11 protein-coding genes are annotated in these 9,480 nt (G+C 71.0%); 4 read left to right on the top strand and 7 right to left on the bottom strand.

The annotated features are described in order from the left end of the window. Positions 1-58 precede the first annotated feature (58 nt). The 5 genes from ACFWY9_RS17140 to ACFWY9_RS17160 form a co-directional block, all read right to left on the bottom strand. Positions 59-409 (bottom strand): DUF3817 domain-containing protein, encoded by a 351-nt coding sequence (locus tag ACFWY9_RS17140; protein WP_378339238.1) that lies wholly within the window; start codon positions 407-409, stop codon positions 59-61. A 10-nt stretch (positions 410-419) separates the two neighbouring features. Then, complete coding sequence (locus tag ACFWY9_RS17145; protein ID WP_378339239.1) at positions 420-839, bottom strand: hypothetical protein; 420 nt, start codon at positions 837-839, stop codon at positions 420-422. 50 nt (positions 840-889) lie between these two features. Beyond that, positions 890-1,768 carry a lytic transglycosylase domain-containing protein gene (locus ACFWY9_RS17150; RefSeq protein ID WP_378331086.1) on the bottom strand — a complete coding sequence of 293 codons (879 nt, stop codon included), beginning with the start codon at positions 1,766-1,768 and terminating at the stop codon, positions 890-892. Positions 1,769-1,892: 124 nt separating this feature from the next. Next, on the bottom strand, positions 1,893-2,378 hold the full coding sequence (locus tag ACFWY9_RS17155) for a helix-turn-helix transcriptional regulator (protein WP_378331085.1): 486 nt from the start codon (positions 2,376-2,378) through the stop codon (positions 1,893-1,895). A 358-nt stretch (positions 2,379-2,736) separates the two neighbouring features. After that, complete coding sequence (locus ACFWY9_RS17160; RefSeq protein WP_378331084.1) at positions 2,737-2,904, bottom strand: hypothetical protein; 168 nt, start codon at positions 2,902-2,904, stop codon at positions 2,737-2,739. A 140-nt stretch (positions 2,905-3,044) separates the two neighbouring features. Here ACFWY9_RS17160 and ACFWY9_RS17165 point away from each other — a divergent pair, with 140 nt between their 5' ends. Beyond that, complete coding sequence (locus tag ACFWY9_RS17165; RefSeq protein ID WP_378339240.1) at positions 3,045-3,818, top strand: crotonase/enoyl-CoA hydratase family protein; 774 nt, start codon at positions 3,045-3,047, stop codon at positions 3,816-3,818. Positions 3,819-3,862: 44 nt separating this feature from the next. Further along, the gene (locus ACFWY9_RS17170; protein ID WP_378331082.1) at positions 3,863-4,435 is read left to right on the top strand and encodes a GNAT family N-acetyltransferase; all 573 of its coding nucleotides are present in this window, start codon (positions 3,863-3,865) and stop codon (positions 4,433-4,435) included. On the opposite strand, the gene ACFWY9_RS17175 is transcribed toward ACFWY9_RS17170, so the two are convergent. After that, positions 4,425-5,567, bottom strand: a complete 1,143-nt coding sequence (locus ACFWY9_RS17175) for a CaiB/BaiF CoA transferase family protein (RefSeq protein ID WP_378331081.1) — start codon at positions 5,565-5,567, stop codon at positions 4,425-4,427. The two genes, ACFWY9_RS17170 and ACFWY9_RS17175, sit on opposite strands and share 11 nt — an antisense overlap. Before the next feature lie 45 nt (positions 5,568-5,612). After that, positions 5,613-6,764 carry an acyl-CoA dehydrogenase family protein gene (locus tag ACFWY9_RS17180; RefSeq protein WP_378331080.1) on the bottom strand — a complete coding sequence of 384 codons (1,152 nt, stop codon included), beginning with the start codon at positions 6,762-6,764 and terminating at the stop codon, positions 5,613-5,615. A gap of 116 nt (positions 6,765-6,880) precedes the next feature. On the opposite strand from ACFWY9_RS17180, the gene ACFWY9_RS17185 reads away from it, so the two are divergent. Together ACFWY9_RS17185 and ACFWY9_RS17190 are read left to right on the top strand one after the other, a co-directional pair. Continuing rightward, positions 6,881-7,510 (top strand): TetR/AcrR family transcriptional regulator, encoded by a 630-nt coding sequence (locus tag ACFWY9_RS17185; protein ID WP_378331079.1) that lies wholly within the window; start codon positions 6,881-6,883, stop codon positions 7,508-7,510. Between the two features lie 116 nt (positions 7,511-7,626). After that, complete coding sequence (locus tag ACFWY9_RS17190) at positions 7,627-9,252, top strand: succinic semialdehyde dehydrogenase (RefSeq protein WP_378331078.1); 1,626 nt, start codon at positions 7,627-7,629, stop codon at positions 9,250-9,252. The last annotated feature ends 228 nt before the right edge of the window (positions 9,253-9,480 follow it).

Genomic DNA, 9,480 nt, shown 5'->3' on the forward strand with positions numbered 1-9,480 from the left:
GCTACCGCCGCGTGGGGGCCTGGCGCCCCGCCTTGGGCCCCCCCCCCCCCCACGTCCGTCAGAGCTTCTGGCCTGCCTGGACCCGGTGGGTGACGCGGCGTTCGACCAGGAACGACACGAACGGCACGCAGCCGGCGAGCAGCACCAGCACGGTGCCCTTGATGGAGAAGCGGGCCTTGATCGCGAGGTCGATCGTGAGCACCAGGTAGATCATGTACAGCACACCGTGGATCGGCGAGTAGATCGCGGACGGCTCGGGCATGGCGAAGCCGTAGCGCAGCACCATCACGAAGCACAGCCCGAGCAGGCCGATACCGGTGACGTAGGCGGAAACGCGGAACCGGAGGAGCGGGCCGGACAGCGCGGGCGCGCCGGTCCGCGCGGCGTCAGCGTCAGTTCGAGTGGTCATGCGGTCTTCCTCACTCTGGCCTGCTGGTCTCTGGCCTGCTGGTCTCCTGGTCACGGGCGTGCAGCTCGCGCAGGTATCGGTTGTAGGCGGCCAGCTCGTCGTCCTCGTCGGCCGCGGCCACCGCGGGCACGGCGCGGCGAGGGGCGGGGACGTCCACGCGCGGCGCGGGCCGCGCGGTTTCCGGCGCGTCCTGCTGCGCGGCACGCAGCCGCAGCTGCCGGATGCGCCAGAACATGAACGCCGGGAACAGCCCGAACAGCGGCCACTGCAGGACGTAGCCGAGGTTCTGGAACGTCCCGCTCGCCGAGGTGAACCGGTCCCACTGCCACCAGGCGAGACCGCAGGCACCGGCCAGGCTCACCAGGCAGACGCCGACGATCAGGAGTCGGCGCCCGGTGCTGGAACCCGCCGGGGCTGAACGTGCTGGCACGGCTTCGACGCTAGCACTGGCCTGCTGAGAGCGGACGGCTCGGTCCGGGCTCAGGCCCTGCCCTTGGCCGCCTGCGCCGCCTTCGCGTATCCGTCGGCGAGACCGAAGACCTTCTGCGCGTATTCGGTCGAGTTGTTGTAGGACAGGATCCCGGCCCACCAGCCCGCCGGGCTCGCCATGTCCCGGCCGCCGGCGCACAGGTAGCGGGCCGCGGTCAACGCCGCGTCGTCGATCTGCTGCGGATCGCCCAGCCCGTCGCCGTTGCCGTCCGACGCCCACTTCCGCCAGGTGCTGGGGATGAACTGCATCGGCCCCATCGCGTGCGCCGGGCTGTCGCCCTCGTTGATCGCCGCGACGCCGGGCGACCCGTCGAGCGGGACGCCGACGATCGGCTTCGACGGCAGTCCGTTCTCCTGGAGCACCGCCCCGCCGTACTGGCCGTGGTTGGACTCGATCCGGCCGATACCGGCCAGCGTGGCCCACGAGATCTTGCAGGCCGGCTGGTTCGCGCGCAGCGCGAGCTCCGCGTTGCCGTAGGCCCGCAGCGCCCGCGCCGGGACGCCGGTCGCCGCTGCCATCTGGGTGGCCCAGGTGGCGAGCGGGTTCTTGTCCCCTGGCTTCGGCTGCTGCTTTTCGGCCTGTTGCGGGGCGGTCGGCTGTTCGCCGCCCGCGACGACGGCGCTGACCGGCACGACGGAGCCCGGCTGCACGTCCGCGGCCTTGACCTGCAACGCCGGGATGTCCGTGGTGGTCGGGCTCGCCACCGGCGCGGACGCCTTGGTGACCAGCCACACCCCGCCGCCCGCGACCGCGACCACGGCGACCACGATCGCGAGCCTGCCCAGCACCGCGGTGCCCGGTCTCCGGCGCACCGGTGCCGGCGCGGCCGGGGAGGTTGTTTCTTCCTCGGTTTCTCCGGTGGTGCGCACGGAACTCCGGTCCTCCAGCGTGTCATCGGTCGATCCTTCAACGAGCCCGCGCAGGTTAGCGTTACGCGGGCCCGTCCGATCGGCTCGGCACGCCGGTTTCACCCGGCGGAACGGGGCGAAGTCTTCAGGCGGTCTTCTGCTGGCGGGCGAGGCGGGCCACGCACCAGGCGGGAGCGCTGCCCCGGCGCAGGTGCTGGAGCACGGTCATCGGCCCGAGCCTGCGCGCGAGGTCGGACGGTGCCAGGCCGGCCGCCCGGTAGTCGAGCGCGCGCTGGTCGAGCGGGCTGATCCCGGCGTCCCACCACTGTTCGGCCTCGGCGACGCCGCCGACCATCTGCCACCAGCTCGCGGCGGCGACGAGCAGTTCCTCCGGGACCTCGGGCAGCCTGCGGCGCATCGCGTCGAGGTAGCCGGGGTCCGCGGCCTCGACCGGCGCCCAGCGCGCCGGTCCGGACCGTTCGCGCTGGCCGGGGATCCCCGGCGCGGCGGGCTGTGGAGCTTCGGCGAGCCACGCGGACGCGATCCGGTGGACCTCGCGCTCTTCGGCGCTCTGCTCGCGCTCGGCGGCCCACTGCTGGATCAGCGCGTCCACTCCGGGATCTCCGGTCATCCCTGCCTCCTCATTGGTCCCCGACTGGGCGGGCCCCGACGCCCGCCACCGCACGCTGTGCGCACCACGTTGAACTGCACCAACGACCGATAATCCGCGTGCCCGGCGCGGTGTCCCGGGGAGCGGGGAACCGGCCGATCACGCAATGTGAGGACCGTAGGGCCGGAGTGGTGTCCTCCGCCATACCCCAACTGCTACGAATTCGTTGACCTGGGGTTTCTCGAGGCCAATCCACCCGGATGGTCGAGCGGCGGGACCGAAATCTGGGATCGGTCACAATCCGTGATCCACCCGATCGAGGACGCACAGTAACCGGCGGCGGGATAATGTCCCGCCGCTGGTCACGCAGAGCGCGGAATTACTGGAAGAGGCTCCGGAAGAACGTCACGATCGCCTCCGCGCCGTTCTTGAGCCAGCCGAGCGCGGTGTGGACGACTCCCGCGGACTGGTTCGGCTGGGTGATCAGGAAGAACAGGACGAGCAGGACCACCGCGATGATGAGGACCTTCTTCAGTCCGCTGGACATCTCTCCCCCTCCGTGTCCGGCGCGGTGCCGCCCCGGGAGCCACTGCGTCACCTCGAACCCCGCGCGCACCGCGGGACGTGCTCCCTACTCTAGGAGCCCCGAGCCGGGAAAACACCCGAACACCACCCACAGGAGCAGCGATGGCGGAAAACGTCCTGGTCGAGCGCGCGGACTCGGTGACGACGATCACGATCAACCGTCCGGAGGCCCGCAACGCCGTCGACGGCCCCACCGCCGCGGCGCTCGCCGAGGCCTTCCGAGCCTTCGACGCCGACGACGAGGCCTCGGTCGCGGTCCTGACCGGCGCGGGCGGCGCGTTCTGCGCGGGCGCCGACCTCAAGGCCGTCGGCACCGAACGGATGAACCGCCTCGCGCCCGGCGGGGACGGCCCGATGGGCCCGACCCGGATGGCGCTGGGCAAGCCGGTGCTGGCCGCGGTCTCGGGCCACGCCGTCGCGGGCGGGCTCGAGCTCGCGCTGTGGTGCGATCTGCGGATCGCGGACGCCACCGCGGTGTTCGGCGTGTTCTGCCGCCGCTGGGGCGTCCCGCTGATCGACGGCGGCACGGTGCGGCTGCCCCGGCTGATCGGGCAGTCGCGCGCGATGGACATGATCCTCACCGGCAGGCCGGTCGACGCCACCGAGGCGCTGGCCATCGGGCTGGCGAACCGCGTGGTGCCCGAGGGGGAGGCGGTTTCCGCGGCACAGGAACTCGCCCGGCAGCTGGCCGCGTTCCCGCAGACCTGCCTGCGGGGTGACCGCCGTTCGGCGTACCTCCAGTTCGGACTGTCCGAAGAGGACGCTCTGCGGGCCGAGTTCGCCGGTGCCATGGGCGCCGGGACGCTGGCAGGGGAAGCGGCCGACGGCGCGGCGCGGTTCGCCGGGGGCGCGGGGCGGCACGGCAGCTTCGGCTGAAGACCGCTCGCGACACCGGGCGTTCGGACGGCTACGCTCCGGCCATGGACGACGAAGCCGACAGGGATCCGGCCGACAGAGTGGCGCTCCGCCCGGTCTCCGAAGGGGATCTCGGCCTGCTGGAAGCGCTGACCAACGATCCCGAGGCGACCGGCGACTTCCAGTGGTACGGCTGGCACGACCCCGGTTACCTGCGCCGCCGCTGGCACGAGACCGGCATGCTCACCACCGACAGCGGCATGCTCATCGCGACGCTCGGCGACCGCCCGGTCGGGCTGGTTTCCTGGCACCGCAGCCGGACCAGCCCCACGTCGTACTGCTGGACGATCGGCCTCGTCCTGGCGCCCGAAGCGCGCGGGCACGGCTACGGCACCGAAGCCCAGCGCCTGCTGGTGCGTTACCTGTTCGCGCACACCCAGCTCAACCGCGTCGAAGCGACCACCGAGGTCGGCAACCGCGCCGAGCAACGCTCGCTGGAGAAGGCGGGGTTCACCCGCGAGGGCGTCCTGCGCGGTTACGGCTTCCGCGACGGGAAATGGCGGGACAACGTGCTCTACTCCGTTGTCCGCGACGATCTCACGGACAACGGAGTAGCCCAGCCTCAAGTCAGGCGATAGCGCCGGCTTCCCGCAGTTTCGCGATCTCGTCCTCGCCCAGGCCCAGTTCGTCCAGCACTCCGAGCGTGTCGGATCCCTTGTCGTGCGGGGCTTCCGGCGTGCCGGGCGGAGTCCGGTCGAACCGCGGTGCCGGTGCGGGCTGCACCAGACCGCCGACGTCGACGAACGTGCCGCGTGCCGCGTTGTGCGGGTGCTGCGCGGCCTCGCCGGGGGAAAGGACCGGCGTCAGGCACGCGTCGGTGCCCTCCGCGCGGGCGCAGAGCTCGTCGCGGGTGTGCCGGGCGATCGCCTCGGCGACGATCTCCCGCAGCTTCGGCCACTGTGACTTGTCGACGTGCAACGGGAGTTCTTCCGGGTTCAGGCCGAGCACCTTGACCAGGTCGCCCCAGAACCGCATCTCGATCGCGCCGACCGCGACGTACTTGCCGTCGGCGGTCTCGTAGGTGTCGTAGAACGGGGCGCCGCCGTCGAGCATGTTGTCGCCACGCTCGCCCGGCCACACACCGGCCGCGCGCATCCCGTGCAGGCTCGTGGTGAGCAGCGCGGCACCGTCCACCATGGACGCGTCGACGACCTGCCCCTTGCCCGACGACGTCCGCTCGTACAGCGCGGCGAGGATGCCCATGGCCAGCAGCAGGCCACCACCGCCGAAGTCGCCGACCAGGTTGAGCGGCGGCACCGGCCGCTCCCCCTGCCGTCCGATGGGTTCGAGCGCGCCCGCGATGCCGATGTAGTTGATGTCGTGCCCCGCCGCCTTGGCCAGGGGCCCGTCCTGACCCCAGCCGGTCATCCGGCCGTAGACCAGCCGCGGGTTGCGGGCGTGCACGACGTCGGGGCCGAGGCCGATCCGTTCGGCCACGCCGGGCCGGAAACCCTCGATCAGCACGTCGGCGGTGTCGGCGAGCTTGAGGACGAGTTCGACGCCTTCGGGGGTCTTGGTGTTGATCCCGGCCGACCGGCGGCCGCGCGCCAGCGGATCGTTCGAGAGCCCGAGCACGTCCTCGCCGGGGGTGGCGCGGTCGACGCGGACGACGTCGGCACCGAGGTCGGCGAGGATCATGGTGGCGAACGGCCCCGGCGCGAGCCCGGCGAGTTCGACGACCTTCAGCCCGCTCAGCGGACCAGCCTTCATGGGTGTGTCCCTTCTTTGCGGCACAAGCCTTGCGCGGCAAGCGGATCAGAGCGTACGGGAGATGATTTCCTTCATGATCTCGCTGGTGCCGCCGAAGATCCGCGAGATCCGGACGTCGGTCCAGGCCCGCGCGATCGGGTACTCGGTCATGTAGCCGTAGCCGCCGAACAGCTGCACGCAGTCGTCGATGACCTTGTTGACGCGCTCGGTGGTCCACAGTTTCGCCATCGCCGCGCCCTGCACGTCGAGCTCGCCCTTGAGGTGCCGTTCGATGCACTGGTCGAGGAAGGCCCGCGCCACCGCGGCTTCGGTGGCCGCCTCGGCGAGGGTGAACTTGGTGTTCTGGAAGGAGAAGATGGGCCTGCCGAACGCGGTGCGCTCCTTGGTGTAGTCCAGCGTGAGGTCGATCGCGGCCTCCATCCCGGCCACCGCGGTGACGGCGATGATCAGCCGTTCCTGCGGCAGCTGCAGCATCAGCTGGATGAAGCCCTGCCCCTCCTCCTCGCCGAGCAGGTTGGCGACGGGCACGCGGACGTCGTCGAAGAACAGCTCGGCGGTGTCCTGGCCCTTGAGCCCGACCTTGTCCAGCACACGGCCGCGGCGGAAGCCGGGAGTGTCGGTCTCGACCGCGATCAGCGACACGCCCTGCGCGCCCGCGTCCGGATCGGTCTTGCACGCGACGACCACCAGATCGGCGTGGTAGCCGTTGGTGATGAAGGTCTTGGCGCCGTTGATGACGTAGTGGTCGCCGTCGCGGACCGCACGGGTCTTGATGCCCTGCAGGTCCGAACCGGTGCCGGGCTCGGTCATCGCGACCGCGCCGACGAGCTCGCCGGTGGCGAACTTCGGCAGCCACTCGCGCTTCTTCTCTTCGCTGGCATACGCGAGGATGTAGTGCGCGACGATTCCATTGTGGACGGAAACGCCCCACGCGCTGTCGCCGGAACGGGCCTGCTCCTCGTACAGCACCGCCTCGTGGGCGAAGGTCCCGCCGCCACCGCCGTACTCCTCCGGGATGGACAGCGCGAGCAGGCCGATCTCGCCCGCCTTGGTCCACACCTCGCGGTCGAGCCGCTTCTCCTTGGCCCAGCGTTCCTGGTGCGGCACCAGTTCCTTCTGCATGAACGTCCGGGACAGCTCCCGCAGGTCTTCGAGCTCGGTGGTGCTCCACGAGCTCTTCTGGATCTGCAACGGCACGGCGACGCCTCCTGAGCACGAGCGGCACTGGAAAACATGACGCTGGGAATGTAAGTTCTGGCTGGAATGTACATCCGTACCGGACTGAACGTAAAGTGGTGAAGCGGGGGTTTCAGGTGACCGAGGTAACACGGGCGCCCGCGGCGAAGGCCCACCGCACGCAGGCCGAACGCCGCGAGCAGACCCGCACGGCACTGCTCGACGCGACGATCGACTGCCTGGTCGAACTCGGCCACGCGCGGACGACCGTGCAGGAGGTCTGCGCCCGCGCCGGGGTGTCGAAAGGCGCCGTACAGCACCATTTCGCCACGAAGGCCGAGCTGATGGCGACCGCGGTCGAACACCTGACGACGCGGCTGCGGGAACAGCTGGCCTCCTCGCTCGCGGAGCTGCCCAGCGGCGGCCGCGGTGTCGCGGCGGCGATCGACCTGCTCTGGGAGGGCTATTCGGGGACACTGTCCACCGCGGTCACCGAACTGTGGGTGGCGGCGAGGACCGACCCCGAACTGCGCGCGGCGATCCGCCCGGTCGACCGGGCACTCGGCCGCGCCACCCTGAAGCACGTCACCGAGGTCGCGGGCGAGCTGCCGCCGGAGCGCGCGCAGTTGTTGTTCTGGCTGACAGTCAACCTGACCAGGGGACTCGCACTGGACGCGGAACTCGGCGGCGACCCGAAACGGCGCCGACAGCTGCTCGACGAATGGAAGCGGATCGCCACCATGCTCTACGAGGACGCCACGCCATAATATGAATCTTATTCACGTCTAACTTTTCTCCGTACCGCCGGTATGGTTTACTCGCGGGTAACACCTTTGCGGCGCCGGCGTGCCCGGACGTCGTCTCGGCGGAACGGAGCGATCGCATGACCAGCACGACACCGGCGAACGTGGACCACGACGGCATTGACCGCACAGTCCTCACCGGCACGGTCGGGAACGTGCCCTCCGGACCTTCGGCGGCCCGCGCGGCCCAGCTCGTCGCCCGGGTGACCGGCGGCGCCGACAACGCACCGGTCCGGATGCCCGCGCCCTTCACCGGGAAGCCGATCGCGACCCTCCCGCAGGCGGGCGACCCCGAGGTCCGCGCGGCCTTCGCCACCGCACGCGCGGCGCAGCGCGACTGGGCCGAGCGCCCGGTGCGGGAACGTCAGCAGGTGCTCGTCCGGCTGCACGACCTGATCCTCGAACGTCAGCGTGAGGTGCTCGACCTGGTCCAGATCGAGGCGGGCAAGGCCCGGCTCGACGCGTTCGACGAGGTGAGCGCGGCCGCGCTGGTCGCCGCCTACTACGGGAAACACAGCGCCAAGATCCTGGCGCCGCGGCGCGCGGCGGGCGTCATCCCCGGCCTCACGAAGACCGGCGAGATCCGGCACCCGAAAGGCGTCGTCGGGATCATCTCGCCGTGGAACTACCCCCTCGCCCTGACCGCGATGGACGTCTTCCCCGCGCTCGCCGCGGGCAACACCGTGGTGCAGAAGCCGGACAACCAGACCGCGCTTTCCGCGCTGTGGCTGCACGAACTCGCGTCCGAAGCGGGGCTCCCGGACGACGTGTGGCAGATCGTGCTCGGCCGCGGCTCGCGGATCGGCGCGGCGCTCGTCGAGGAGTCGGATTACCTGTGCTTCACCGGTTCCACGCCCACGGGCAAGGAACTGGCCGGGCAGGTGGCGAAGCGGCTGACCAGCTACTCGCTCGAACTCGGCGGCAAGAACCCGATGATCGTGCTGCCCGACGCCGACGTCGCCAAGGCCGCCGCGGGCGCGGTGACCGCGTGCTTCTCCTCGGCGGGCCAGCTGTGCGTGTCGGTCGAGCGGATCTACGTGCACGAGGACATCCGCGAGGAGTTCACCCGCGCGTTCGTCGCGAAGACGGCCGCGCTGCGGCTCGGCGGCGCGCTGGACTTCCACGCGCAGATGGGTTCGCTGACCTCGGAGGACCAGCTGCGGACCGTGTCGCGGCACGTCGAGGACGCCCGGTCGAAGGGCGCACAGGTGCTGACGGGCGGCCGGGCGCGGCCCGACCTGGGGCCGCTGTTCTACGAGCCGACCGTCCTTTCCGGAGTCACGCCGGAGATGACGCCGTTCGCCGACGAGACGTTCGGCCCGGTCGTTTCGGTCTACGGCTACACCGACGTCACCGAGGCGATCGAGGCCGCGAACGACACGCCGTTCGGGCTCAACGCGAGTGTCTGGTCACGCAACGGGCGCGCGGGCTGGGAGGTCGCGGCGCGGCTGAAGGCGGGCACGGTCAACGTGAACGAGGGCTACGCGGCGACGTTCGGCAGTGTCGGCGTGCCTATGGGCGGAATGAAGGAATCCGGCGTCGGACGCCGCAACGGCGCCGAAGGGTTGTTGAAATACACCGAATCCCAGTCGATCGCGATCCAGCGCGGACTCGCGCTGCGGCCGGGCCGCGGGGTGCCCGGCTCGGTGTGGGCGCGCGGCCTGACCGCCGGGCTCAAGGCGCTGCGCCACCTGCCCTGGCGCTGACGCGCGGATCCCGGATCGTCAGGCCCCTCAAAGTGACATTCACGGTAAGGGTGGCGCGGATGGCGCCCCGGTCTCGAACTGAGCGTCGTTCGGGACGGGGCCCGGCGGCTGTCCAGGGCGCCGCGCCTTGGTCCTGAACGCTCCGTTCGCGTCGGTGTTCGTGCCGATCGGTTCGTTGGCGTGCGGCGCTGCCGGCGCGGGCAGACCCGGCGGGGGCGGGCTGGCGAC

Origin of the sequence: Amycolatopsis sp. NPDC059027, assembly GCF_042739735.1 — a bacterium.
GTDB lineage: Bacteria > Actinomycetota > Actinomycetes > Mycobacteriales > Pseudonocardiaceae > Amycolatopsis.